This window comes from Rhodoferax sp. RT4P68 (genome assembly GCF_056521305.1).
Genome location: NZ_JBWMBB010000017.1, coordinates 14,250 through 39,723, shown reverse-complemented (window position 1 = coordinate 39,723; position 25,474 = coordinate 14,250). Strand labels below are relative to the sequence as shown.

The window sequence follows — 25,474 nt, the reverse complement described above, 5'->3', positions numbered from 1 at the left end:
GCAAGCCCGTGGCGTCACTGCGCAGGGTGGCGGCCACTGCGCAGCACGTAGACGCCGGCTGCCGCCACCATCAGTGCCAGCACATACCAGGTCAGCGCATAGACCAGGTGGTTGTCGGTGAAGCGCAGCACCGTCAGTCCACCGGCCGGCCACTGGCCCGGCGGCAGTGTGGATTCGGCATCGACGAAGTAGGGCGCCACGCGTTCGGTGGGCAGCTTGCGCGCGGCGGCGATGGCGGCCACGTCGCGTGAGTGCCAGCGGTCGGCGGCCGGGTCGTTCTCGCGCAGAAATCCGCCACCGGGTTCGCTCAGGCGCAGCAAACCCTCCACCGTGACGGGGCCATGTGGCGCCACGGCTTCGCGGCGGGCGGGATCACGCCGATCCGGCGGCACGAAGCCGCGATTCACCAGCACCACGCTGCCGTCTGCCAAGCGCAGCGGCGTCAGCACCCAGAAGCCGGCGCCCAGGTCGGTGGTGGCCTGCACCAGCGCCTCGTCGGCATGCTGGAACTCGCCCTGCAGGCGTACGCGGCGGTATTCGAAGGCTTGCGGGTCGGCCTGCAGCGCGGGCCAGTCGTCGGAGGCTGGCGGTGCGGCGGGTGGGGCGCCGATGCGTGCCTCGATGCGCGCAATCAGGTCGTGCTTCCAACCCATGCGTTGCAGCTGCCACGTGCCCAGCGCGGCAAACCCTGCGCACAGCATCGCGGCAGCCAACACGACCAGCCAGGGCAGGCCCCGGCCAGGTTTCATTTGGGCCCGTGCTGCTGGTGCTGCAGGTTCTGCTGGTACTGGTCGTGCGAGGGCATCATGTTGGTGTTCATGTGGAACATGACCCACAGCGTGCCGGCAATGGCAATGGCCACGAAGACCACCGTGAAGATGGTGGACAGCATGGTCCAGCCGCCTTCCACCTTGCCGTTCATGTGCAGGAAAAAGACCATGTGCACCAGAATCTGCACGACAGCAAAACCGCCCAGCACCAGCACGGCAACGGTGCGGTTGCTGATGACGTCGGCCATGACCAGCCAGAACGGAATGGCCGTCAGCACGACCGACAGCAAAAAGCCGATCACGTACTCGCGCATCGTGCTGTGCGGCGCGCCGTCATGGTGGTCGTCGTGGTGGTCGTCGTGCCCGTGTCCAGCGTGCGCGTCGTGCGTTGCGTGCGTGCTCATAGATACTCTCCGGCCTTGCGGCCTGCGATGCGAGCCCCTTCGGGCGGCCGGGCGGTGCTCACAGCACTCCCATCAGGTAGACAAAGGTGAAGACGCCGATCCAGACCACGTCCAGGAAGTGCCAGAACATCGACAGGCACATCAGCCGGCGCTTGTTCTCGCGGATCAGGCCGTGCTTCTTGATCTGCACCATGAGCACCACCAGCCAGATGCTGCCGAAGGTGACGTGCAGGCCGTGGGTGCCGACCAGCGTGAAGAAGGCCGACATGGCGGCGCTGCTCTGCGGCGTGGCGCCCACGTGGATCAGGTGATAGAACTCGTAGAGCTCCACGGCCAGGAAGCACAGGCCGAATAGGCCTGTCACGGCCAGCCAGCCCAGCGTGCCGCCTACCTTGTTCTGCTGCTTTTGCAACATCGCAAAGCCGAAGGTGATGGAAGACAGCAGCAGGAAGGCTGTGTTGATGGCCACCAGCTTCAGATCGAACAGCTCGGCACCACCGGCGCCGCCGGCGTAGTTGCGGCCCAGCACGCCGTAGGTGGCGAACAGCGCGGCAAAGATGAGGCAGTCGCTCATCAGGTACATCCAGAAGCCCAGCGCGGTGCCGTTCTCTGGATGCGGTTCGTGCTCCAGGTGGTAGACGCGCACGACCGGCGCAGCAGGTGCGGCCGGCGCACGGTGCGAACCGGCCACGCCGGTGGTGCGGGCGCCGGCCAGGCCGGCAGGGTGGACGAGTTCAGACATGGCGTGCCAGCAGTTGGGTATGCGCGTGTTCGGTCGAAGTCACTTCGTTCGCCGGGATGTAGTAGTCGCGCTTGTAGTTGAACGTGTGCGCAATGGAGGCCACCACGATGGCCGCGAACGAGCCGATGGCCAGCGGCCACATGTGCCAGATCAGCGCAAAGCCCCAGACCAGCGACAGCATCGAGATGACGACACCGGAGGCGGTGTTCAGCGGCATGTGGATGGCCTTGAAGCCCTGCAGCGGACGCTGGTAGCCGTGCTTCTTCATGTCCCACCAGGCGTCCACGTCATGCACCACCGGCGTGAAGGCGAAGTTGTACTGCGGCGGGGGCGACGAGGTGGCCCATTCCAGCGTGCGTGCGTCCCACGGGTCGCCCGTGTGGTCAAGCAGTTCCTCGCGCCGCATGAAGCTCACGACCAGTTGCACCAGGAAGCAGCCGATGCCCAGGGCGACCAGGAAGGCGCCGAGGGCCGCGATCTGGAACCAGATCTGCAAGGACTGGTCTTCGAAGTGGTTGGCGCGCCGCGTGACGCCCATCAGCCCCAGGATGTACAGCGGCGCGAACGCGACCCAGAAGCCCACCAGCCAGAACCAGAACGAGCACTTGCCCCAGAACTCGTCGAGCTTGTAGCCGAAGGCCTTGGGGTACCAGTAGTTGATGCCGGCGAACATCGCGAACACCACGCCGCCGATGATCACGTTGTGGAAGTGCGCAATCAGGAACAGGCTGTTGTGCAGCACGAAGTCGGCTGGCGGCACGGCCAGCAGCACGCCCGTCATGCCACCGATGGCGAAGGTGACCATGAAGCCGACCGTCCACAGCATCGGCACCGTGAAGCGGATGCGGCCGCGGTACATGGTGAACAGCCAGTTGAAGATCTTCGCCCCGGTCGGGATCGAGATGATCATCGTCGTGATGCCGAAGAACGAGTTCACGCTGGCACCCGAGCCCATGGTGAAGAAGTGGTGCAGCCACACCAGGTACGACAGGATGGTGATACACACCGTGGCGTAGACCATCGAGGTGTAGCCGAACAAGCGCTTGCGGCTGAACGTGGCCACCACTTCGGAGAACACGCCGAAGGCCGGCAGGATCAGGATGTAGACCTCCGGGTGGCCCCAGATCCAGATCAGGTTCACGTACAGCATGGGGTTGCCGCCCAGGTCGTTCGTGAAGAAGTTCGTGCCGACGTAACGGTCCAGGCTCATCAGCACCAGGGCCGCCGTGAGGATGGGGAACGAGGCCACGATCAGCGCGTTGGTGCACAGCGCGGTCCACGTGAAGATCGGCATCTTCATGAGGTCCATGCCGGGCGCGCGCATCTTGACGATGGTGACCAGCAGGTTGATGCCCGACAGCGTGGTGCCCACCCCCGCGATCTGCAGCGCCCAGATGTAGTAGTCCAGCCCCACACCCGGGTTCTGATTGCCCAGGTTGGACAGCGCCAGCCAACCGGAGGTGGAGAACTCGCCGATGAACAGCGACATCATCACCAGGATGGCGCCGGCGGTGGTCATCCAGAAGCTGAAGTTGTTCAGGAACGGGAAGGCCACATCGCGCGCGCCGATCTGAAGCGGCACCAGGTAGTTCATGAGCCCGGTGACCAGCGGCATGGCGACGAAGAAGATCATGATCACGCCGTGCGCCGTGAAGATCTGGTCGTAGTGGTGCGGCGGCAAATAGCCCATGTTGTCGCCGAAGGCGATGGCTTGCTGCAGCCGCATCATCACCGCGTCGGCAAAGCCGCGCAGCAGCATCACGACGCCCAGCACCATGTACATGATGCCGATGCGCTTGTGGTCGATGCTGCAGAACCAGTCGCGCCACAGCGGGCCCCACAGGCGGAACTTGGTCAGCACGGCGAGCGTGGCCAGGCCGCCCAGCGCGACCATGATGAAGGTCACCAGAATGATGGGGTCGTGCGTCATCGGGATCGAATCCCAGGTGACGCGCCCCAGCAGCCAGTGGGCAGGCACGGAAGTATTTTCAACAGACATGACGGGTCACTCGATGATGGTCTCGGGCGTGCAGATCGACTGCTCAGCGGCGGCGGTCAGGGCGCGATCGCTGGCGTGGGCACGGTTGCGGGCGGCGTCCTTGGCCATGGTCTCGTGCATGCAGGGCTTGCCATCGGCCACGCACAGGTTCAACACACGGTCGTACAGATCGGCATCGACCGAGGCGAAGCGCACCACGGGGTTGCGCTCGCTCGGGCGCTCCAGTTCCTGGTAGACGGCGCGGGTCAGGGGCTTGCCCTCGGCCTTGGCCTGGGCGACCCATTTGTCGAAGTCTTCGATGCTCAGGCCATGGAACTTGAAGGTCATGCCCGAGAAGCCGGCACCGCTGTAATGCGTGGACAAGCCCTTGTACACGCCGACCTTGTTGATCACGGCATTCAGCTCGGTCTGCATGCCCGGCATGGTGTAGATCATGCCGGCCAGATCGGGAATGTAGAACGCGTTCATCGTGCTGCTGGACGTGAGCTTGAAGCGGATCGGCCGGTCCACCGGCGCGGCCAGTTCGTTGACGGTGGCGATGCCCAGCTCGGGCATCAGGAACAGCCACTTCCAGTCCATCGACACCACCTGCACTTCAAGCGGCTTGATGCCCTCGACGACCGGCTGGCCAGGCGCGATGCGGTCCAGCGGGCGGTACGGGTCGAGCTGGTGCGTGCTGATCCAGGTGACAGCGCCCAGTGCGATCACGATCACCAGCGGCGCCGCCCAGATCACCAGCTCCAGCTTGGTGGAGTGGTGCCAGTCGGGGTCGTACTCGGTCAGGGTGTGCTGGCCATCCTGGCGGTAGCGCCAGGCGAACAGAAAGATGAGGACGATCACCGGGATGATGATCACCAGCATCAGCACCGTGGCGATGACGACCAACTGGCCTTGCTGGGCCGCGATGTCGCCGGCGGGGTTGAGCACGACCAGTTTGCTGCAACCGGTCAGAAGACCGGTGAAGGCGAGCAGAAGCGGTCCTCTGAGTAGATTCTTGAGGCGCATGCTGAGCAGTACAGGGTTATCAAAGACCGCACGCGGGTAACCCCGGGTTGCGATGGGAAGGGCAAATGTATCGCCGCGCCGTACCGAGCGCCATAGGACGTTTTGTCCTATATCAAGGCGCTCGAGCCCATGAGAAGATACGCAGTCTATTGAAGACGTCCGGCCAAGTGCCGTCTGGAGAACGTTCGATGTCCAGCATCAGCCAAGCGACTCATACCGCTCCCGTGATCGAGAGCCCCGCACCACGTTACCCCGAGTCGGAACACCACGTCGACCCTGGCGACATCGCCGTCGGCGTGGTCATCGGCCGCACGTCGGAGTACTTCGATTTCTTCGTCTACGGCATCGCTTCGGTGCTGGTGTTCCCGCCGGTTTTCTTCCCGGACATGGCGCGTCTGGACGGCACGCTGTGGGCTTTCGCGATCTTCTCGCTGGCCTTCATCGCGCGGCCCATCGGCACCGTGTTGTCGATGGCGGTGCAGCGCCGTTGGGGCCGCGCGACCAAGCTGACCATCGCGCTGTTTCTGTTGGGCAGCTCGACGGCCGGCATCGCCTTCCTGCCCAGCACCGCCAGCCTGGGTGTGGCGTCGGTGTGGCTGCTGGCGGCGTTCCGCATTGGCCAGGGGCTGGCACTCGGCGGTTCGTGGGACGGCCTGCCGTCTCTGCTGGCACTCAATGCACCCAGAGGTCGCCGCGGGTGGTATGCCATGCTGGGCCAGCTGGGCGCGCCGGTCGGCTTCATCTTGGCCAGCGGTTTGTTTGCCTATCTGTACGCCAGTTTGTCGCTGGCCGACTTCCTGTCCTGGGGCTGGCGCTACCCGTTCTTCGTGGCCTTCGCCATCAACGTGGTGGCGCTGTTTGCGCGTCTGCGGCTGGTCGTGGCCGAAGAGTACGAAGAGCAGTTGAACCAGCGCGAATTGGAGCCGGTGTCCGCCGCCGAACTGGTGCGCACGCAGGGCGGCAACATCTTCATTGGTGCATTTGCGGCGCTAGCAAGTTACGCACTGTTTCACCTGGTCACGGTGTTTCCGTTGTCGTGGATCCAGCTCTACACCGAGCAGTCCATCGTCGGCTTTCTGATGATCCAGGTGCTGGGCGGCTTCCTGTGCGCCGGCGGCATCGTGGCCTCCGGCTGGCTGGCCGACCGCTTCGGCCGGCGCCGCACGCTGGGCCATCTGGCAGCGTTGATCGCCGTGTTCAGCGGCTTCGCGCCGACGCTGCTGGACGGCGGCACGCTGGGGCAGGACGTGTTCATCCTGATCGGCTTCATCTTGCTCGGCCTGTCCTATGGCCAGTCGTCGGGCACTGTCACGGCGAACTTCGCTCCGCGCTACCGCTACACCGGCGCAGCGTTGACGGCCGACGTCGCCTGGCTGTTCGGCGCTGCGTTCGCGCCGCTGGTGGCGCTGGGCCTGTCGGCCAATTTCGGGCTGGGCTATGTCAGCGTGTACCTGCTGTCCGGTGCCGTGTGCACGCTGGGCGCACTGGGCCTGAACCGGGCGTTGGAATCGCGCGACTGACGGCTTGCCGACAAGCGCCCGACAAGGCCTCGCCGTCGCAAGACGGCGAGGCTTTTTGCTTCAGGCTTTGGATGTCACGTCGATGGCATCGATGCTGTGTGCCACTGGCACTCTCGCACACGCCGCCAGCTTCTTCAGCGCGTGAGGGTTCGTTCCACGCATGGAACGGTCTGGCCGGCCGGCGGCACCTGTGCAAACCTGCCGGCGCCCTCATCTTCACAATCTGTGCTGCAGCCATCGCTGCGGCCGCATGAGGAGAAACAACGATGAAGAAGACCCTGGGCATCCACAGCGCACCGCGCCCGCATTGGGTGGGTGACGGGTTTCCCGTCCGCTCGCTGTTCGGTTACGACGGCCTGGGGCGCGAGCTGAGCCCCTTTCTGCTGCTGGACCATGCCGCGCCCTCCCAGTTCGACCCGGCGCCGCGGCCGCGTGGCGTCGGCGCGCATCCGCACCGCGGCTTCGAGACCGTGACCATCGTCTACCAGGGCGAGCTGGCGCACCGCGATTCCACCGGCGCAGGCGGGTTGATCGGCCCGGGCGATGTGCAGTGGATGACGGCGGCGGGCGGCATCGTGCACGAAGAGTTTCATTCGCCCGCGTTCACGCAACGCGGCGGCACGCTCGAGATGGTGCAGCTGTGGGTCAACCTGCCGGCCAAGGACAAGCTGGCGCCGGCCGGCTACCAGACTTTGCTGGACACGCAGATTCCGTCGGTCGACTTGCCCGATGGCGCGGGCCGCGTGCGCGTGATCGCCGGCAGCTTCGGTGGCGCGCACGGCCCGGCGCGTACCTTCACGCCGATCGATGTCTGGGATGTGCGCCTGGCCGCCGGTGGCACGGGCCGCTTCACGGCGCAGCCCGGCCATACGCTGGCGCTGGTGGTGCTGCATGGCACTGTGCGGGTCAACGGCGGCGAGGCGGCGCGCGCCGGTCAGCTGGTGCATCTGGCGCGTGAGGGCGAGGGCGTGAACATCGAGGCCGAGCACGAGGCCACCGTGCTGTGGCTCGCAGGCGAGCCGATCGAAGAGCCGGTGGTCGGCTATGGCCCGTTCGTCATGAACACCGAGGCCGAGATCCACCAGGCCATTGCCGATTTCAACGGCGGGCGTTTCGGCCGCATGCCGCAAGCGGGTTGACCGTCTGCTGGCGCGGCGCGGGCGCCGGGCAGCGCCTGGTCAGCCTGCCCGGCCGGACATGCTGTCCCCGTGCTGCGCGGCACGCGCCTGCAGATCCGCGCGCAGGCCCTCTGGCAGTTTGCCCAGCAGCCAGCGGATCGCCAGGGGCAGCAGCACCACGTCGTCCATCACGCCCAGGAAGGGGATGGCGTCGGGCAGCAGATCGATCGGCGAGATCAGGTAGAGCACCAGGCCGGCGGTGGCGGCCTTCAACCAGCCGGGGGCGCGCGGGTCGCGCAGCGCCCACCACAGTTTGAGCAGGTCACCACGGACCAGGGTCCACAGCAGGGACAGGCGTTTCCACATCGGCGTTTCCTCATGCGGGCCATGCAGCCCTGAACAGCGGACATGGGGCCACCGGCCCGGCCTGCAAGCGGTGCAGATGTAACGGTCCTAGCGCTGGGCGCTGCCAGCCCGCTTGGCGGCGTACATCGCCGAGTCGGCGCCGGACAGCAGCTGCTCTGCGCTGCGGCCGCTGCGCGGCGGGTAGACGGCGCCGCCGATGCTGATGGAGATGCTGACTATGGCCGCCTCCAGTGCGAAGGGCTCGGCGATGGCGGATTCGATCTTGGCCGCCACCCGCTGCGCGTCGGCCCGTGCATCGGCCACGGGCTCCAGCACCAGCACGAACTCATCGCCCGCCAGTCGGGCCACGGTGTCGGTCTTGCGCACCGAAGCCTTCAGCCGCGCGCCGACCTGGCGCAGCAGCTCGTCACCGGCTTCGTGGCCGTGGCGGTCGTTGACCGTTTTGAAGCCGTTCAGGTCCAGGAACAGCAGGCACAGGCTGTGGTCCAGCCGGTCGGCGCGGGCCAGGGCGTGCGGCAGGTTCTTGAGCAGATAGCGCCTGTTGGGCAGGCCGGTCAGCACATCGTGTGTGGCCTCGGCCTCCAGCCGCTGCTCCAGCTCTTTCGCCGAGGTCACATCGAACACCAGCGCGTGAAAGCCGTCGAACTGGCCCTGGGCATCGCGCCGGGGAATGTAGGTGGCGCTGGTGAACTGGCGCCGGCCGTGCACCGTCATGCAGCGCTCGAATTGCACCTTCTCGCCGCGCAGCACCCGCTCCAGCTCGGGCTGCCAATCGCGCATCGCCTCGTCGCCATACAGCGAGGCCATCGTGTTGCCCAGCAACGCGGCCGGGTCGACGCCGAACCAGTCCTGGTAGGTCTTGTTGGCAAAGCGATAGCGCAGCCCGCGGTCGACATCGGCGACCAGCGCCGGCATGTTGTCCGCCATGGTCCGCAGGCGTTCCTGGCCGATCTGCAGTTCGGCGGTGCGCTCCTCGATGCGGCGCTCCAGGCTGGCGTTCACGCGCTCGAGCTCACTGCGGTGGCGCGTGGTCTCCTCGACGGCCTCGCACAGCGCGCGCGACAGTAGGTCGACCTCGCGGTAGTCGTGCAGCAGGGGCACCGGGTCGGCGCCGCCCTGTGCACGCGCGGCCACGGCGCTGGTGAGCTGGCGCAGCGGGCGCGTCAGCCGGCGTGCCACCAGCGGCGCACACAGGGCCGCCAGCAGACACACCGCCAGGCCGCCGAGCAGCATCTCGCGCTGCAGCTGCTGGTAGTCCGCCAGCGCTGCCTGCCGGGCCTGGCGGACCACCACCGTCCAGCCCAGGCCGGGGTAGTTGCCGTGGCCCACCGTCGGCACGATGGCCGTGGCGTAGTGCTCGCCGTCGTCCCACGCTCGCACGTCCGCACCAGCGGCGCGGCGCAGGTCGCCGGCGCTGGCCAGCGCCAGGGGCTTGTTCTCGGTGCCTTGCGGCCCCAGCAGCACCTGGCCTGCGGTGTCCACCACGAACAGCTGCACGCCGTATCGGGCCCCGGTCGGCGCCATCAGGCTGCGTTGCAGGTCGCGCGCCCACTCCCAGCTGAGGTGCGCGCCCAGCACGTATTGCACGTCCCCCTGCGCATCGGTGACGGGCATGGCGATGTCGACGAAGCGCCAGGGCTCGTCCCGGTCGGGCAGCAGCTTGCTGAGCAGGACGGCCGTGTGCACATCACCGACGAAAGCGCCCTGGACGCCGCGCTGGAACCAGGGCCGCGCGCTGACGTTCAAGCCGGCCAGCATGTCGTTGGTGGCAGCGGCGACCACGCCATCGCGGTGGACGTAGCCCAGCCACGCATACAGCGGAAAGCTCTCCTGCACGCGCTCCAGCACGGCGCGTACCTGCGCGGGCGGCGCACCGGCCTGCAAATCGCGCATGCCGGCGAGGATGCGCAGCTCTTCATAGCGGTAGGCCATGCCGCGGTCCAGTTGGTCCCGCATCTGCCAGCCGATCTGTTCCAGCGCCGAGACCGCCATTCGCGTGGCATGGCGACCGGCATAGCGCTCGACCAGGGCCAGCAGGACCAGGCTGCCGATCAGTACCGCCAGCGCCAACGCGGCCGCGATCCAGACCGCCAAAGCCCGGTGCCGCCCCGGACTGGGGCCGTCCAGCGACTCAGGTGCTCCATTTTCAGACGAAGAATTGACCATATAGGTTTCATAACCGAGCGAATCTGCGCATGCGGCGGCATTGTGCCGAACCGGTGCACCGGGTTGAGGTTTTGGGCGGCGGTGCCGAGGCCACAGCGGGCTCTGGTCCAGAATGGCCGTCCGCATGCCACGACCGAACGCGCCGCCCGCCGACGACACCGCCCCGACGCACGCCCCGACGCCGGCTGGCGCTCTGCCAGCGACAGCCCAGTCATGTGCGACTGTGGTTGGGCCCCGACCCTTGCCGGCCCCCTGGCGTTGGCTGCTGATCCTGCTGGCCTGCATTTCTCTGGCCACAGGGGTGGTGGGTATCTTCGTGCCCGGCTTGCCGACCACCGTGTTCGTATTGATCGCAGCCTGGGCGGCGGCCCGCAGTTCCCCGCGCCTGCACCGCTGGCTGCTGTCGCACCGCGTCTTCGGCAAGCTGATCGCCGATTGGCAGCAAGGCGGGCGTGTCAGCCGGCGCTCCAAGTGGAACGCCAGTGTGGCCATGAGCGTGTGCGCGACCCTGCTCTTGTGGCTGGGGCAACACTGGTGGGTGACCGCCCTGGCCATCGGCTGCATGGCCTGCGTGCTGGTCTGGCTGTGGTGCCGCCCGGAGCCGCTTCGACCCTGATAAGCCTGCCAGCATGGGCGCTGTTTCCTAGCAGAACTCAAAACTTCTGACAAGAAGATAGGGCCGCGACTTTGCGTAAGAGTGTGCCTATTGTTCCCGATATCCCCCAAATTGCGTAACGAATTTGATCGGTTGTTACGTAAGATCGCGCCGCTCCATCGGCCCTTGCGCCTCGGGGGGCGAATCAACACACCCAAAAAATCGGAGGAATCCATGCGGCCCCACATCCGTTCCATCGCGCGAGCACTCAGTCTCGCCGTCTGCGTTTGCCTGGCGCCTGCCGCCTGGGCAGGAAAGGTTCAGTACCCGGCGATCCTGGTCTTCGGCGACAGCCTGTCCGACACCGGCAACGACCTGATCGCCACCACGCCGCTGATGACGCCGGCCATCCCGCCGTCCGTGTCGCCCTATGCCACCTACTGGAACGGGCGCTTCACCAATGGCCCGGTGGCGGTGGAATACCTGTGGCAGTTGATGGGCAGCAACCCCCAAGCCGAAGTGGCGCCGTCGCTGCACCCCGCAGTGCAGACCAAACCCGGCGTGAGCTTCGCGTTCGGCGGCTCGGCCTCGGGCATCTCCAACGTCACGCCCAGCGGCTTCGCCGTGCCTGGCCTGCTGGGCCAGGTGGGTTTGTTCACCCAGGCCCTGGGCGGCAACCGTGCGCGTGCCGACGCGCTGTACACGGTGTGGACCGGCTCCAACGACTATCTGCAGAACATCACCGGCAGCCCCTACCAGGTGGTGGGCAACGTGGCTTTGGCCATCAAGAAACTGTACGCCGCCGGCGCGCGCGACTTCCTGGTGCCCAACCTGCCCAACCTGGGCCGCACGCCGCAGATCCAGGCGCTGGGACAGAGCAAGCATTTCACCAACCTGACACGCGAACACAACGCGCTGCTGGACGTGACGCTGGCGGTGCTGGACCGCACGCTGCCGAACGCCCGCTTCGTGCGGGTGAACGTGTATGAACTGGGCGAGGCGCTGATCGAGAGCGGCTCGGTCATCTCGGACTTGCCTGCCATCGCCTACCTGGTCCCCAACGCTCCCGCCGCGCCGAGCTGCCTGTTCGTCAACCCGGCCGCCTGTGTCAACGTGCCCACGAGCAGCTACCTGCCGTCCTTTCTGTTCTGGGACATCCTGCACCCCACGACCCAGGTGCACGGGGCCATCGGCACCTCGATGTACAAGGCGCTGGCCAAGCAGCGTTGAACAAGCACCGGTCACCCAAGTGGCACGCTCCGCATGCGCAGCCGACGGTCGGCCGGTGAGATCGGACCGGCCGCGATACAAGCACGCTCGCTCTGCAGGCGCTGCTGACGGTCGGCCGCTGAACTTCAGCGGCTGGCCTGCCAGCCGCCCCCCAGTGCCGCGATCAACTGCATGCTGGCGGCCAGCTGCTCGGCCTGCACATCCAGCAGCTCGCGGCGTGCGGTCAGCGCCAGGTTCTGCGCGGTCGCCACTTCCAGAAAACTGATCTCGCCCGCCTCGTAGCGGTAGGTGACCACGCGCTCGTTGTCGCCCGCCAGCTGCACCAGCCGCTGTTGCTGGCGCTCCTGCTCGGCCAGCGTCGCCAGCGAGGCCAGCGCGTCTTCGGTCTCGCGCACGGCGCCCAGCACGCCGGCGCGCCAGGCCGCAGCCTGCTCGTCGTAGACCGCCAGCGCCCGGGCCTCGACCGCGCGGCGCGTACCACCGTCGAGCAGCGTGGCGGCCAGCGCCGGGCCCAGCGACCACACGCGCACCGGCGCATTCAGCAAGCCCGCGAGGCTGCCGGCCTGCAGGCCTGCGCTGGCCGACAGCGTGAAGTCGGGCAGCCAGGCGCTCTGGGCAATGCCCCACTGGGCGTGCGCGGCAGCCAGCAGGCGTTCCAAGGCCGCCAGATCGGGCCGGCGGCGCAGCAGCTCGGCGGGCAGGGCGGCCGGCACGGCTGGCATGGCGGGCAGTGCACGCGCATCCGGTGCGCGGGCGTCGACGCGGTAGGCCGCCGGCGTGCTGCCGGCCAGCAGGGCCAGCGCATTGGCCTGCAGCGCACGTTGGCGCCCAATGGCAAACACCTGGGTGCGCAGCGACTGCAGCTGCGTCTCGGCCTGGATCACGTCGGCGCGGGCCACCAGCCCGGCCTCGTATTGGTGGCGGGTGAGCTGCAGCGAGCGGCGGTAGGCCGTTTCGGCTTCGCCCTGCAGCGCCAGTTGCGCGTCCAGGGCGCGCAGGCGCACATAGCCCTGGGCGGCGGCCAGTTGCAGCGCCAGGCGGGCGGCATCGATCAGCGCGGCCTGGGCTTGCACGCCCGCCTCGGCGGCGCCACGCTGGCGGGCCACGCGGCCCCACAGGTCGGGCGTCCAGGCCAGATCCAGGCCGGCGGCGTACAGCGTGCCGTTGCTGCCCGCGCCGGTGTCCGTGTTGGTGCTGGTGCCGAAGCCGCTGCCGCCGCTGCGCGAGACGGAAGCCCCGGCCCCCAGCTGCGGCAGCGCCAGCGCGCGCGCCGCATCCACCAGCGCCAGCGCCTGGCGCCAGCGCGCCTCGGCCTGGGCCAGCTCGGCGTTGGCGCTGGCGACCTGGCGCAGCAGCGCGTCGAGTTCGGGGTCCGTGTAGACACTCCACCAGGCCGCAGCGATGGTGGCGTCGGCACTCGCAACGGCACTCGCCCCGGTGCTCGCTTCGGCCTTCGCGTCGGAACCAGCCGCGGCTGCGTGCTCGAAGGCGGCGGGCAGTGCGAGCTGCGGCGCCTCGTAGTGCGGGCCGCTGGCGCAGGCGGCCAGCAGCAGAGCGGGCAGGGCGGCGAGGGCGGCGCAAGAGCGAGTCAAAGGCATGAGTGTCAGGCGGTCGCCGGGTCGTGGTGCGCAAAGCGCTGGCGCAGCCGCTCCAGCGCCAGGTAGACCACGGGCGTGGTGTAGAGCGTCAGCAGCTGGCTCACGGCCAGGCCGCCGATGATGGCGATGCCCAGCGGGCGCCGCAGTTCCGAGCCCTCGCCCAGGCCCAGCACCAGCGGCACGGCGCCCAGCAGTGCGGCCAGGTTGGTCATGAGGATCGGGCGCAGCCGGCGCAGCGCGGCCTCGTGGATCGCATCGGCGGGTGCCAGGCCGCGCAGGCGTTGCGCGGCCAGCGCGAAGTCGATCATCAGAATGGCGTTCTTCATGACCACGCCGATCAACAGGAACAGGCCCAGCAGCGCAATCAAGCTGAAGTCGGTGTTCGACAGCCACAGCGCCAGCAGCGCGCCCAGGCCGGCCGAGGGCAGCGTGGACAGGATCGTCAGCGGGTGCAGCGTGCTCTCGTACAACATGCCCAGCACCAGGTAGACACTCACCAGCACCGCCAGGATCAGCCAGGGTTGGCGCTTCAGCGTGGCCTGCAGGCTGTTGGGGTCGCGGCTGCGCTCGCCACTGCTGATGCTGGAGGGCAGCGGCACGCCGGCCACCGCGCGTGCAATCGCCGCCTGTGCCTGCTGCAGCGTGACACCGGGCGCCAGCCCGTAGCCGATGCCGGTAGAGGCGAACTGCGCGTCGTGCTGCACGCGGTCGCGCGTCAGGCCGTAGCGCCAGGTCGCAATGGCCGACAGCGGCACGCGCTGGCCGGCCTCGGTCAGCAGCTGCACCTGGTCCAGCGCGGCCGGCTCGGCGGCGCCGCGCGGGTCGGCCTCCATCACCACGCGGTACTGGTTCAGCGGGTCGTACAGCGTGGCGACCTGGCGCTGGGAGAACGCGTTGTTCAGCGCGGACGCGACCGTCTCCATGCGCACGCCCAGGCGGCGGGCGGCCTCGCGGTCGACGTCCAGCACGATCTGCTGGGCGTCCTCGCCGCCGGGCAGGTCCACGTCCACCAGCTCGGGCAGCGCGCGCAGCGCCTCGGCCACGGGCTTGCCCCAGCGCCGCAGGTCCTGCAGCGAGTCCGACCGCATCACATAGGCGTATTCGCCATCGCCGCCATGGATTTCCAGCCGGATGTCCTGCTGCACCCACAGGATCAGCACGGCGCCGGCCACCTTGGGCGCGGCGGCGCGCAGCCGCGTGACGACTGCCTGGGCCGGCTCTCCGCGCTCGGCCAGGGGCTTGAGCCGCACACGGAACCACGAGTTGCTGATGCCGCCACTGCCGCCGCTGAAGCCGGTCACATCGGCCACCGCAGGGTCGGCCACCAGCAGCCGGCGAAACGCCTCGACCTTGGGCTGCATGCCCTGGAACGAGAAGCCGTCGTCACCCCGCACGAAGCCTCCGATCTGGCCCGTGTCCTGCTGCGGCAGCATGCCCTTGGGAATGGCCACGTACAGCCACACGTTCAGCGCCACGGCGCCGGCCAGCACCAGGAGCGTCAGCACGCGGTGGCGCAGCGCGAAGGCCAGACTGCGCGCGTAACCGGCGCGCAGATCATCCAGCGCCCACAGGAACCAGCGTGCCACGTGCCCGGGGGGCCGGGTCGTGCCGCCCGTGGGCAGGCCGTGTGCGCACAGGGCCGGCGTGAGGGTGAGGGAGACGGCCAATGAGATGAGGATCGCCGCCGCCAGCGTGATCGAGAACTCGCGGAACAGCCGCTCGACCACGCCGCCCATGAACAGCGTGGAGACGAACACCACGACCAGCGCGAGGTTCATGGCCAGCAGGGTGAAGCCCACTTCGCGCGCACCGGTCAGCGCCGCGCGCAGCACGGCCGGCCGACCCAGCGGGCGGCCCTGTGCCGCGGCGCGGGCGCGCTCCAGGTGGCGCTGCGTGTTCTCCAGCACCACCACAGCGTCGTCGACCACCAGCCCTGCGGCCACGATCAGCGCCATCAACGAGAGGTTGTTCAGCGAGAAGCCCTGCCACCACATGACCGCGAACGCGCCGACCAGCGACACCGGCAGCGCCAGCGCCGGGATCAGCGCCGCACGCAGGCTGCCGAGGAACGCCCACACCACGGCCACCACCAGCGCGCACGAGAGCGCCAGCGTGAACTGCGCCTCGCGCAGCGTGGCGCGGATGCCGGGCGAGCGGTCCATCACCACGCGCAGCTCGACATCGACCGGCAGCAGCGCACGCAGCTGTGGCAGCTGAGCGTGGATGGCGTCGATGGTCTGCACGATGTTGGCGTCGGTGCGGCGGCTGACCATCAGACCCACGGCCGGCCGGTCGTTGTGGTAGCCGTTGGCGTAGCGGTTCTCCACCGAGTCCGTGACCTCGGCCACGTCGGCCAGGCGCACCAGGGTCACGCCGCTGTCCGACGTGTCGCGGCGCACCACCAGCTGCGCAAAGTCGGCGGCCGTGCGCAGCGGCGAGGCCAGCGCCAACTGCCAGCGCAGCGCGCCCTGCTCGACCTGGCCCAGCGGGCGCCAGGCGTTGGCGTCCGCAATCGCGCGGCGCACCGCGTCCAGTGACATGCCGCGGTGCGCCAGTGCCTCGGGCTTGAGCTGCACGCGCACGGCCGGCAGAGAGGCGCCGCCCACGCTGACCTCACCGACGCCGACGATCTGCGCCAGCTTCTGCGCCAGGATGGTCGAGGCATGGTCGTACAGCGCCGAGGGCGGCAGCCGCGGCGAGGACAGCGCCAGGCCGAGGATGGCGGACTGCGACGGGTTGACCTTGGCATAGCTCGGCAGGCTGGGCATGCCGGCGGGCAGCTGGCTACGCGCGGCGTTGATGGCGGCCTGCACCTCGCGCGCGGCCTCGTCGATGTCGCGTGCGAGGTCGAAATCGAGCGTCACGCGCGTGGCGCCCTGGTTGCTGCTGGAGCGGATGCTGGTGACGCCGGCGATGCTGCCCAGCGCGCGTTCCAGTGGCGCGGCCACGGTGGCGGCCATGCTCTCGGGGCTGGCACCGGGCAGGCTGGCGTTGACCACGATGACCGGGAAATCCACCTGCGGCAGCGGCGCCACCGGCAGCACGCGCCAGGCCAAAAGGCCCGCCAGCACGATGCTGATGGCCAGCATCACGCAGCCGATGGGGCGGCGGATGAAGAAGCCGGCCACTGCGTTCATGTGTGCTTCGAGTGCTTTGAGGGCGCCAAGTGCTTCACGGCGCGGCCTTGCGGCCCAGCCGGTCGAACGCCAGGTACACCACCGGCGTCGTGAACAGTGTCAGCACCTGGCTGACGATCAACCCGCCCACCATCACGATGCCCAGCGGCTGGCGCAGCTCGGCGCCCGAACCGCTGGCCAGCATCAGCGGCACGGCGCCGAACAGCGCGGCCAGCGTGGTCATGAGGATCGGCCGAAAACGCAGCAGCGCGGCGCGGTGGATGGCCTCGCGTGGCGACAGGCCCAGGCGGCGCTGCGCGTCCAGCGCGAAGTCAACCATCATGATCCCGTTCTTCTTGACCAGGCCGATCAACAGCACGATGCCGATCACCGCGATCAGGTCCAGCGGCCGATTGAGCAGCAGCAGCGCGGCCAGCGCGCCGACTGTCGCGGAGGGCAGGGTGGACAGGATGGTCAGCGGGTGCACGGCGCTCTCATACAGCATGCCCAGCACCAGGTACATGACGACGACGGCGGCCAGCACCAGCCACAGCGTGTTGGCAAGCGAGGTGCGAAAAGCCTCGGCCGCACCCTGGAAGGCCAGCTCCACCGCCACCGGCAGGCCGACCTCGGCACGCACCTGCTCGATGGCGGCCACGGCATCGCCCAGCGCATGCCCGGGCGCCAGGTTGAACGACAGCGTGACGGCCGGGAACTGGCCCTGGTGGTCAATGGCCAGCGGCGCGCGCCGCTCGACCACGCGCGCGACGGCCGACAGCGGCACAGGGCGGGCGGTGGCAGTGGCGGTGCCGGTGGCGGTGCCGGCGTTGCCGGTGCTGCCGGTGGTGCCTGGTGCCGGCTGCACGAAGATGCCCTCCAGCGCACGCAGGCCACCGCCGGCGGCGTCATCGCTCTCCAGCACCACGCGGTACTGGCTCGCATGCGTGAACATGGTGCTGATCTGCCGCTGGCCAAACGCGCTTTGCAGCGCCGAGGCCACGTCGGTCATGCGCAGGCCCAGCCGCGCGGCGGCGTCGCGGTCGATCTCGACGCTGGCCTGCAGGCCATCCTGCTGCAGGTTGTGGGCCACGTCGGCCAGCTCGGGCCGCGCCTGCAGCGCCTGCTGCAGCCGCAGCGTCCACTCGGTCAGCAGGGCACTGTCGGGGGAGCTCAGCGTGAACTGGTACTGCGTGCGGCTGACGCGGTCTTCCAGCCCCAACTCCTGCACCGGCTGGAACCAGGCCGTGATGCCGGCCACCTGCTGCGCGCGCGTGCGCAGGCCCGCGATGACCTCTTGCGCCGAAGTGCTGCGCCCGGCGTGCGGCGTCAGCGTCAGCAGCATGCGCCCGCTGTTCAAGGTGGCGTTGCTGCCGTCCACGCCGATGAAGGATGACAGGCTGGCCACGCCGCTTTGCTGCAGCAAGGCATCGGCCAGCACCTGCTGGCGTTCTGCCATCGCCGCGAACGAGATGTTCTGCGGCGCCTCGGTCACCACCTGGATGGCGCCGGCATCCTGCACCGGAAAGAAGCCCTTGGGCACGGCCAGGTAGAGCAGGGCCGTAAGCGCCAGCGTGGCGGCCAGCGACAACAGCGCCAGCAGCTGGCGCGCCAGCACCCAGTCCAGCATGCGGCCATAGCGCTCGATGGTCGCGCTGAGCCAGTCGCGCGCTGCATGCCGCGGCGGTGCGGTGAGCATGCGCGCGGCCATCATCGGCGTGAGCGTGAGCGAGACCACCAGCGAGATGCCGATGGCCACCGCCAGCGTGACGGCGAATTCGTGGAACAGCCGGCCGACCACGTCGCCCATGAACAGGAGCGGGATCAGCACCGCCACCAGCGAGACCGTCAGCGACACCAGCGTGAAGCCGATCTCGCCGGCGCCCTTCAAAGCGGCCTCCATCGGGGCTGCGCCTTCCTCGCGGTGACGGGCGATGTTCTCCAGCATGACGATGGCGTCGTCGACGACGAAGCCGGTGGCAATCGTCAGTGCCATCAGCGACAGGTTGTTCAGCGAATAGCCCAGCAGCCACATGGCCGCGAAGGTGCCGACCAGCGACAGCGGCACGGCCACGCTGGGGATGATGGTGGCCGGCACCGTGCGCAGGAACGCGAAGGTGACCAGCACCACCAGCGCGATGGCGAACAGCAGCTCCTTCTGCACATCGCGCACCGAGGCGCGGATGCTCTCGGTGCGGTCGGACACGACCTGCACCTGCACGGCGGCCGGCAACGTGGCCGTCAACTGCGGCAGCAGCGCGCGCACCTGGTCGGCCACGGCGATCACGTTGGCGCCGGGCTGGCGCTGGATGTTCAGCAGCACGGCGGGGGCCAGGCCGCAGCCGTCGCGCTGGCCGCCCGCCAGGCCAACGCCGTCCGTCTGGCCATTCGTCTGGCCACGCGTCTGGCCACTGGTCTGGCGTTTCGTTGGGCCGTCCACACAGGCCATGCCAGCCCAGGCGGCGAGAAAGCGGTCTTCCGCGCCCTCGGCCACGTGCGCCACATCGGCCAGGCGCAGCGGCGCGCCGTCCTTCCAGGCCACGATCAGGCGGCGGTATTCCTCGGGCGTGCGCAGCTGGTCGTTGGCGTCCAGCATGGTGCTGCGCAGGGCGCCATCGAAGCTGCCTTTGGGCTGGTTGCTGTTGGCTGCGGCGATGGCCGTGCGCAGCTCTTCCAGCGTCAGGCCATTGGCGGCCAGCGCGCGGCTGTTGGCCTGCACGCGGATGGCCGGGCGCTGGCCACCGGCCAGGCTCACCAGACCCACGCCGGGCAGGCGCGAGAGCTGGCCGGCCATGCGCGTATCTACCAGGTCCACCACGCGCGGCAGCGCCAGCGTCTCCGAGCTGATGGCCAGCGTGAGGATGGGCACGTCGGCCGGGTTCACCTTGCGGTAGATGGGCGGCGAAGGCAGGTCGGCAGGCAGCAGGCTGCCGGCCGTCTGGATGGCGGCCTGCACGTCCTGCTCGGCCACGCCCAGGTCGACCTGTAGCGCGAATTTCAGCGTGATGACGGAGGCGCCGGCCGAGCTCGTCGAGGACATCTGCGACAGCCCGGGGATCTGGCCCAGCCTGCGTTCCAGCGGCGCGGTGACGGTGCGCGCCGTCACGTCCGGGCTGGCGCCGGGCTGGAACGTGAACACCTGGATCACCGGGTAATCGACCTGCGGCAAGGCCGACACCGGCAGCTGGCGCCAGGCCAGGATGCCGGCGATCAGCACCGCCAGCATCAGCAGCGAGGTGGCAACCGGCCGCAGGATGAAGGGGCGCGACAGCGACATGGTCAGCGTGCTGCGGAGGCCGCCGCAGCGGGCGCGGCCAGCGGCGAGGTGGCCGGCAGGTCGGCCGGCTCGACCAGCGTCACCTCACGCCCTTCTTCCAGCCGGTCCAGCCCTTCCAGCACCACGGGCTCGCCGGCCTTCAGCCCCTGCAGCACGACCGTGCGCCCGCCACCGCTGGGGCCGAGCTGCAGCATGCGCACGCGCGCCTTGCCACCTTCGACCACGTAGACATAGCTGCCGCGCGTGCCGTGCTGCACAGCGTCGGCGGTGATGGTCACCGCGCCAGTGAGCGTGCGCAAGGCCAGCCGCACGTTGACGAACTGGTTGGGAAACAGCGCGTCGTCGGCATTGTTGAAACGCGCCTTCAGCTTGAGCGTGCCGGTGGCGGCGTCGATCTGGTTGTCCAGCGTGTCCAGCCGGCCGGTTGCGAGGCGCTGGCGGTTGTCGCGGTCCCACGCTTCGGCCACGGCCGGCGTCGCGGCTGCATGGGCGGCGCGCACGTCGGCCACCAGCGGCTCGGGCACATTGAACAGCACCGACACGGGTTGGGTCTGCGTCAGCGTGAACAGGCCCTCGGCCGCATTGGCGGTGATGAGGTTGCCGGCGTCCACCCGGCGCAGGCCCACGCGGCCGGCGATCGGCGCGGTGATGCGCGTGTAGGAGAGCTGCAGCCGCGCGTTGTCCGTCTGCGCCTGGTCCGCCTGCAGCGTGCCGCGCAGCTGCTGCACCAGCGCGCCCTGGCGTTCCAGCTGCTGGCGCGCGATGGCGTCGCGCTGGAACAGCTGCTGGTAGCGGGCCAGCTCGCTCTCGGCATTGCGCAGCTGCGCCTGGTTCTGTTGCTGCTGGCCCTGGGCCTGGGCCAGCGCCACGCGCAGCGGTTCGGGGTCGATCTCGGCCAGTAGCTGCCCGCGCGTGACCTGCTGACCCTCGCGCACCCGCACGCGCGCCAGCTGGCCATCGACACGGCTGCGCACGACCACCGTGTTGGTGGGCACGACGGTGCCGATGGCACGCGCCTGGACGCTGAAGTCCTCGCTGCGGGCCACCTCCACGCGCACCGGAACCGGCCCGCGCCAGGGGCCGGGCCCGGGAGGCGGCGTCGCGCTCGGCTTGAGCAGGAAGAACCAGACGGCTGCGCCCAGCAGCACCAACAGCACCAGCAACGCGAGCCCACCGAAACGCCGCGGCCGGGCAGGGGGAGGAGGGGTGGGCGGGATGTCCGGTGCGGGCATGAAGAGGAGGCGTTGAACGGCGGTCGCGGTGCGCTGCGCTGCGGAGCCGGGGCCCGATCGGCCGCAGCGACATCGTTTCAAATAATAACAACGCGCCGTGGGCGCACGGTGGCGCGACCGGCCACGGCGGGCCGGCCCGCAGCGGGCGCCGCCACCGCCACCGCCACCGTTGGCGCTGTCGTTGCCGTTGCCGTTAGCGGATGATGACCACCAGCACGCTGCAGTGCGCGTGCTCGATCAACGCACCGGAGATAGCGCCCTGCCACCAGCGCGCGGCCCAGCCGTCCAGGTGCTTGTGGCCGACGACGATCAGATCGGCGTCGATGGCCTTGGCGTGGCGCGTGATCTCGGTGACGGAGTCGCCGGCGACCACTTCACCGCTGGCCTTGTGGTTCGCCGCGGCCAGGCGTGCCAGCCCGTTGTCCAAAATGGCCTGGTAGCGGGCGCGTTCACGTTCTTCGGCGGCCTGGTCGTAGACGCCGACCTCCAGCCCGATCGAGCCCATGTGCAGCGGCATGACGGCGATCAGCGATAGATCGGCGCCGCTCCATTGGGCCAGGTCTGCGCTGTCGAGCAGCGCCTTCTGACCGGCCTCCGAGCCGTCGTAAGCCAGCAGGATGCGTTTGTACATGTCGGTTCTCCCTGAGGTTTGATGGTGTTGGTGGCAGTCTAGGCACGCCAGCCGGTGGCGTCGAATCCGTGAAAGCCCTTGCGATCGGCTCTCCCACCGGGTGAGCCTGTAGGACTGTTCCTGCATCGACGAGGCGCCACCACCTACAAGCCGTGCGGTGCGGCTGGAACAAGCCTGCCACCACACTGGCGTTATGGTGGCGCCTTGTGCGCGCTGCGCGCCAGCACAACACATCCAACACGAGGCTCTGCATGCACGCTCCTTCTGTACCGGCCGGAGATGGCCCGCCGGTCACCGGCCCTACCTTGGCCGCGTCACGAGAGGCCATCGCCCGGCGCTATGCCGAAGTACGCATGCACACCGAGGCGCTGGCAGCGCCGCTGTCGGCGGAGGACCAGTGCGTGCAATCCATGCCCGATGCCAGCCCCACCAAATGGCACCTGGCCCACGTGAGCTGGTTCTTCGAGACCTTGGTCCTGCGCGCGCATAGCCCTGGTTACCGCGCATTCGACGAGCGCTTCTTCTACCTCTTCAACTCCTACTACGAAGCCCTGGGCCCGCGCCATCCGCGGCCGCAGCGCGGGCTGCTGACGCGGCCCTCGGCGGCGCACGTGCAGGACTACCGGCGGCATGTGGATACGGCCATGCAGGCCTTCATCGCCCAAGCCGACGACGCCACCTGGCAGCAGGCCGTGCCCCTGGTGACGCTGGGCCTGCACCATGAGCAGCAGCACCAGGAGCTGCTGCTGACCGACGTGCTGCACGCGCTGTCGTGCAACCCGTTGCTGCCCGCCTATGCACCCGCCGAGTTGCCGCACCTGCGATTGGCCAGCACGAACACGCCGCTGCGCTGGCTGGCGCAGCCCGAGGCAATCGTCGAGCTGGGCCACGCGCCCGATGCGTCGGCGCAAGGCTTCGCGTTCGACAATGAAAGCCCGCGCCATCGGCGTCTGCTGCCCGCCTTCGAGATCGCCGACCGGCTGGTCAACTGCGCCGAATACGCGCGTTTTGTCGACGATGGCGGCTACCGCCGGCCCGAGTTGTGGCTGTCCGACGGCTGGGCCATGGTGCAGGCGCAGGGGTGGCAAGCGCCCGCCTACTGGATCGCGCCGGGCGATGCGCGCGCGCCTGCCGAAGGCTGGCAGGTGTTCGGTCTGCACGGCGTGCGGCCACTGGACCTTTCGGCACCGGTGGCGCAGCTGAGCTTCTACGAGGCCTGCGCCTACGCTGAGTGGGCTGGTGCGCGCCTGCCGACCGAGTTCGAATGGGAGGCCGCGCATGGCCTGGACGGCATGCGCGACATGACCGGCAAGGTCTGGCAGTGGACGCGCTCGGCCTACGAACCGTACCCCGGCTTCAAGCCGATGGCAGGGGCGGTCGGTGAGTACAACGGCAAGTTCATGGTCGGCCAGATCGTGCTGCGTGGTGGCAGTCTGGCCACACCCGCCGGCCACACGCGGCCCACCTACCGCAACTTCTTTCCGCCAGCGGCACGCTGGCAGTTCTCGGGCCTGCGCCTGGCGCGCGACGTGCCGTGCGTGCCAGCGGGCGCGCCTCTGGGAGAGCCGATCGTATGAGTGTGTCCCTGGTCCCCCAGCCACGCCACCTGCGCGTCGTCGGCCGCGCCCCGGTGCCCGACAACGATTTCCACGCCGACCTGCTCAGCGCATTGGCCTCGCCGGTGCGCAGCATCGCGCCCAAATACTTCTACGACGCACGGGGCTCGGCGCTGTTCGATGCCATCTGCGAGTTGCCCGAGTACTACCCCACCCGCACCGAGCTGGCCATCCTGCGCCGGCATGCGCCCGACATTGCCGCGCTGTGCGGGCCGCGCGCGGAGCTGGTGGAGTTCGGTGCCGGCTCGCTCACCAAGGTGCGGCTGCTGCTGGACGCGCTGGATCGGCCGTCCCGTTTCGTGCCGATCGACATCTCGGGCGAGCACCTGCATGGCGCTGCCGAGCGCCTGCGCGCCGAGCACCCGGGCCTGGATGTTGCGCCGCTGGTGGCCGACTACACCGCCCCGCTGCAGCTGCCACCCAAGGCCGCAGGCGCGGGCCGGCGCATCGGTTTCTTTCCGGGCTCGACGATCGGCAATTTCGACCCCGAACAGGCGTTGGGCTTCCTGCGCATGACGGCCGAGCTGCTGCGCGGCGGCGCGCTGGTGTTGGGCGCCGATCTGATCAAGGAGCCGGCCACGCTGCACGCCGCCTACAGCGACGCACAGGGAGTGACGGCGGCCTTCAACCTGAACCTGCTGGCCCGCGCCAACCGCGAACTTGGCACGGATTTCGATCTGAACGGCTTTGCCCACAGCGCCTTCTACAACAGCCCGCAGCAGCGCATCGAGATGCACCTGGTCAGCCGCCGGCGCCAGGTGGTGCGGCTGGGCGCGCGCGCCTTCACGTTCGAAGAGGGCGAGACGCTGCACACGGAGAACTCCTACAAGTTCAGCGTGGACGGTTTGCGCGCCATGGCCGAGCGCGCCGGCTTCACGCCGGGGCCGGTGTGGACCGATCCGCAAAGCCTGTTCAGCGTGCACTGGCTCCAGGCCCCGGCATGATGCGGGCATGAATCAACGAGGAGATGTGAGATGAAAGCAGTCTGGAACGGCGCCGTGATCGCGCAGAGCGACGACCTGGTCGTGGTCGAAGGCAACCAGTATTTCCCGATGTCGTCGCTGAATCGCGAACACGTCACCTTCAGCAACCACAAGACGACCTGCCACTGGAAGGGGCAGGCCAGCTACCTGTCGCTGCTGGTCAATGGCGAGCTGAACACCGACGCGGCCTGGTACTACGCCGACCCGAAGCCGGCGGCAGAAGAGATCAAGGACCGCGTGGCGTTCTGGAAGGGTGTGAAGATCGAGCCCTGATCCAGGGCTGACTGCGGCTCAGCGATCGGTGTTCTTGCGCAGCGTGGGCAGGCCCACGCCTGCGGCCTCGAAGCCGCCGTCCACCGCCAGCACCTGGCCGTTCACATAGCTGGCGGCCGGGCTGCACAGGAAGCCCACGGTGGCCGCGATCTCGTCCGTCGTGCCGTAGCGCTCCAGCGGAATCACGTCGTGGTAGTCCGAACGGATCGCCACGCTGTGCACCAGCTTGGCCATTTCCGTCTCCACCGGGCCTGGCGCAACGCAGTTCGCGCGGATGCCCACGGTCCCCAGTTCCACGGCCTGCTGCTTGGTGAGCTGGATCAGCGCGGCCTTGCTCGTGCCATACGCCACGCGCAGTGTGCTGGCGCGCAGTCCGGAGATCGAGGCGATGTTGACGATGGCGCCGCCCGGCCCGCTCTTGCGCATGTGCGGCACGCAGGCCTGGCTGCAGAGAAAAGCCCCGTCCAGGTTGACCGACAGCACCGCGCGCCATTCGGCAAAGCTGGTCTCACCGATCGGCTTGAATACGGCGATGCCGGCGTTGTTGACCAGCGCGTCGATGCGGCCGAAAGTCTGGGCAGCCTGGTCGATGGCGGCCTGCACGTGGTCAGCGTCCGACACATCGCAAGCCAAGCCCAACACGCGCTGCGGGTCTGCCAGCATGGCCACGGTTTGCTTCAGCGTGGCGCCGTCGATGTCCAGCAGCACCACGCGGTGCCCGTGTGCGAGAAACCACTGCGCGACGGCCAGTCCGATACCGCGCGCACCGCCAGTGATGACGGCCACGCGTTGGGAGGGAGAAGAGGTCGGGGTCATGGGCAGGCTTCCGAAGGGGG

Annotated in this window: 20 protein-coding genes; 7 read left to right on the top strand and 13 right to left on the bottom strand. The window is 68.8% G+C overall.

Features of this window, described 5'->3' with window-relative positions:
- Positions 1 to 14 precede the first annotated feature (14 nt).
- Genes AC099J_RS27880 through cyoA form a run of 5 tightly spaced genes read right to left on the bottom strand, consistent with a single transcriptional unit; the run spans position 15 to position 4,920 of the window.
- A complete protein-coding gene (locus AC099J_RS27880) occupies positions 15 to 749 on the bottom strand; it encodes an SURF1 family protein (protein WP_479618569.1) in 735 nt (244 codons plus the stop codon).
- Positions 746 to 1,174 (bottom strand): cytochrome o ubiquinol oxidase subunit IV, encoded by a 429-nt coding sequence (cyoD, locus tag AC099J_RS27875; protein WP_479618568.1) that lies wholly within the window; start codon positions 1,172 to 1,174, stop codon positions 746 to 748. Before cyoD ends, AC099J_RS27880 begins: the two co-directional genes overlap by 4 nt.
- A 58-nt stretch (positions 1,175 to 1,232) precedes the next feature.
- Positions 1,233 to 1,916 (bottom strand): cytochrome o ubiquinol oxidase subunit III, encoded by a 684-nt coding sequence (cyoC, locus tag AC099J_RS27870; RefSeq protein WP_479618567.1) that lies wholly within the window; start codon positions 1,914 to 1,916, stop codon positions 1,233 to 1,235.
- The gene (gene cyoB / locus AC099J_RS27865; RefSeq protein ID WP_479618566.1) at positions 1,909 to 3,915 is read right to left on the bottom strand and encodes a cytochrome o ubiquinol oxidase subunit I; all 2,007 of its coding nucleotides are present in this window, start codon (positions 3,913 to 3,915) and stop codon (positions 1,909 to 1,911) included. Before cyoB ends, cyoC begins: the two co-directional genes overlap by 8 nt.
- Positions 3,916 to 3,921: 6 nt before the next feature.
- On the bottom strand, positions 3,922 to 4,920 hold the full coding sequence (gene cyoA, locus AC099J_RS27860; protein ID WP_479618565.1) for a ubiquinol oxidase subunit II: 999 nt from the start codon (positions 4,918 to 4,920) through the stop codon (positions 3,922 to 3,924).
- A gap of 188 nt (positions 4,921 to 5,108) precedes the next feature.
- On the opposite strand from cyoA, the gene AC099J_RS27855 reads away from it, so the two are divergent.
- Positions 5,109 to 6,440: an MFS transporter gene (locus tag AC099J_RS27855; protein ID WP_479618564.1), complete on the top strand. Its 1,332-nt coding sequence runs from the start codon at positions 5,109 to 5,111 to the stop codon at positions 6,438 to 6,440.
- 266 nt (positions 6,441 to 6,706) lie between these two features.
- Positions 6,707 to 7,579, top strand: a complete 873-nt coding sequence (locus tag AC099J_RS27850; RefSeq protein ID WP_479618563.1) for a pirin family protein — start codon at positions 6,707 to 6,709, stop codon at positions 7,577 to 7,579.
- A gap of 39 nt (positions 7,580 to 7,618) precedes the next feature.
- On the opposite strand, the gene AC099J_RS27845 is transcribed toward AC099J_RS27850, so the two are convergent.
- Positions 7,619 to 7,924: a YkvA family protein gene (locus AC099J_RS27845; protein WP_479618562.1), complete on the bottom strand. Its 306-nt coding sequence runs from the start codon at positions 7,922 to 7,924 to the stop codon at positions 7,619 to 7,621.
- Positions 7,925 to 8,011: 87 nt separating this feature from the next.
- Entirely contained in the window at positions 8,012 to 10,018 is a 2,007-nt protein-coding gene (locus AC099J_RS27840; RefSeq protein WP_479618561.1) for a diguanylate cyclase domain-containing protein, read from the bottom strand.
- A 313-nt stretch (positions 10,019 to 10,331) separates the two neighbouring features.
- Here AC099J_RS27840 and AC099J_RS27835 point away from each other — a divergent pair, with 313 nt between their 5' ends.
- Together AC099J_RS27835 and AC099J_RS27830 are read left to right on the top strand one after the other, a co-directional pair.
- Positions 10,332 to 10,706: a YbaN family protein gene (locus AC099J_RS27835; RefSeq protein WP_479618560.1), complete on the top strand. Its 375-nt coding sequence runs from the start codon at positions 10,332 to 10,334 to the stop codon at positions 10,704 to 10,706.
- A 213-nt stretch (positions 10,707 to 10,919) separates the two neighbouring features.
- Positions 10,920 to 11,915, top strand: a complete 996-nt coding sequence (locus tag AC099J_RS27830; protein ID WP_479618559.1) for an SGNH/GDSL hydrolase family protein — start codon at positions 10,920 to 10,922, stop codon at positions 11,913 to 11,915.
- A 125-nt stretch (positions 11,916 to 12,040) separates the two neighbouring features.
- Here the strand turns inward: AC099J_RS27830 and AC099J_RS27825 are convergent, their stop codons facing one another.
- The 5 genes from AC099J_RS27825 to AC099J_RS27805 form a co-directional block, all read right to left on the bottom strand.
- On the bottom strand, positions 12,041 to 13,513 hold the full coding sequence (locus AC099J_RS27825; RefSeq protein ID WP_479618558.1) for an efflux transporter outer membrane subunit: 1,473 nt from the start codon (positions 13,511 to 13,513) through the stop codon (positions 12,041 to 12,043).
- 5 nt (positions 13,514 to 13,518) lie between these two features.
- Positions 13,519 to 16,650: an efflux RND transporter permease subunit gene (locus AC099J_RS27820; protein WP_479618557.1), complete on the bottom strand. Its 3,132-nt coding sequence runs from the start codon at positions 16,648 to 16,650 to the stop codon at positions 13,519 to 13,521.
- 34 nt (positions 16,651 to 16,684) lie between these two features.
- Positions 16,685 to 19,903 carry an efflux RND transporter permease subunit gene (locus tag AC099J_RS27815; RefSeq protein WP_479618556.1) on the bottom strand — a complete coding sequence of 1,073 codons (3,219 nt, stop codon included), beginning with the start codon at positions 19,901 to 19,903 and terminating at the stop codon, positions 16,685 to 16,687.
- 2 nt (positions 19,904 to 19,905) lie between these two features.
- The gene (locus AC099J_RS27810) at positions 19,906 to 21,135 is read right to left on the bottom strand and encodes an efflux RND transporter periplasmic adaptor subunit (RefSeq protein ID WP_479618555.1); all 1,230 of its coding nucleotides are present in this window, start codon (positions 21,133 to 21,135) and stop codon (positions 19,906 to 19,908) included.
- 193 nt (positions 21,136 to 21,328) lie between these two features.
- Positions 21,329 to 21,766, bottom strand: coding sequence for a universal stress protein (locus tag AC099J_RS27805; RefSeq protein WP_479618554.1), 438 nt, complete (start codon positions 21,764 to 21,766; stop codon positions 21,329 to 21,331).
- 251 nt (positions 21,767 to 22,017) lie between these two features.
- Between AC099J_RS27805 and egtB the strand changes: the two genes are divergently transcribed.
- The 3 genes from egtB to AC099J_RS27790 are packed head-to-tail and all read left to right on the top strand — an operon-like array spanning position 22,018 to position 24,638.
- Entirely contained in the window at positions 22,018 to 23,343 is a 1,326-nt protein-coding gene (egtB, locus tag AC099J_RS27800) for an ergothioneine biosynthesis protein EgtB (protein ID WP_479618553.1), read from the top strand.
- Complete coding sequence (gene egtD, locus AC099J_RS27795) at positions 23,340 to 24,326, top strand: L-histidine N(alpha)-methyltransferase (RefSeq protein WP_479618552.1); 987 nt, start codon at positions 23,340 to 23,342, stop codon at positions 24,324 to 24,326. Before egtB ends, egtD begins: the two co-directional genes overlap by 4 nt.
- A gap of 30 nt (positions 24,327 to 24,356) precedes the next feature.
- Positions 24,357 to 24,638, top strand: a complete 282-nt coding sequence (locus AC099J_RS27790; protein ID WP_479618551.1) for a DUF427 domain-containing protein — start codon at positions 24,357 to 24,359, stop codon at positions 24,636 to 24,638.
- An 18-nt stretch (positions 24,639 to 24,656) separates the two neighbouring features.
- On the opposite strand, the gene AC099J_RS27785 is transcribed toward AC099J_RS27790, so the two are convergent.
- Positions 24,657 to 25,454, bottom strand: a complete 798-nt coding sequence (locus tag AC099J_RS27785) for an SDR family NAD(P)-dependent oxidoreductase (RefSeq protein ID WP_479618550.1) — start codon at positions 25,452 to 25,454, stop codon at positions 24,657 to 24,659.
- Positions 25,455 to 25,474: the final 20 nt, after the last annotated feature.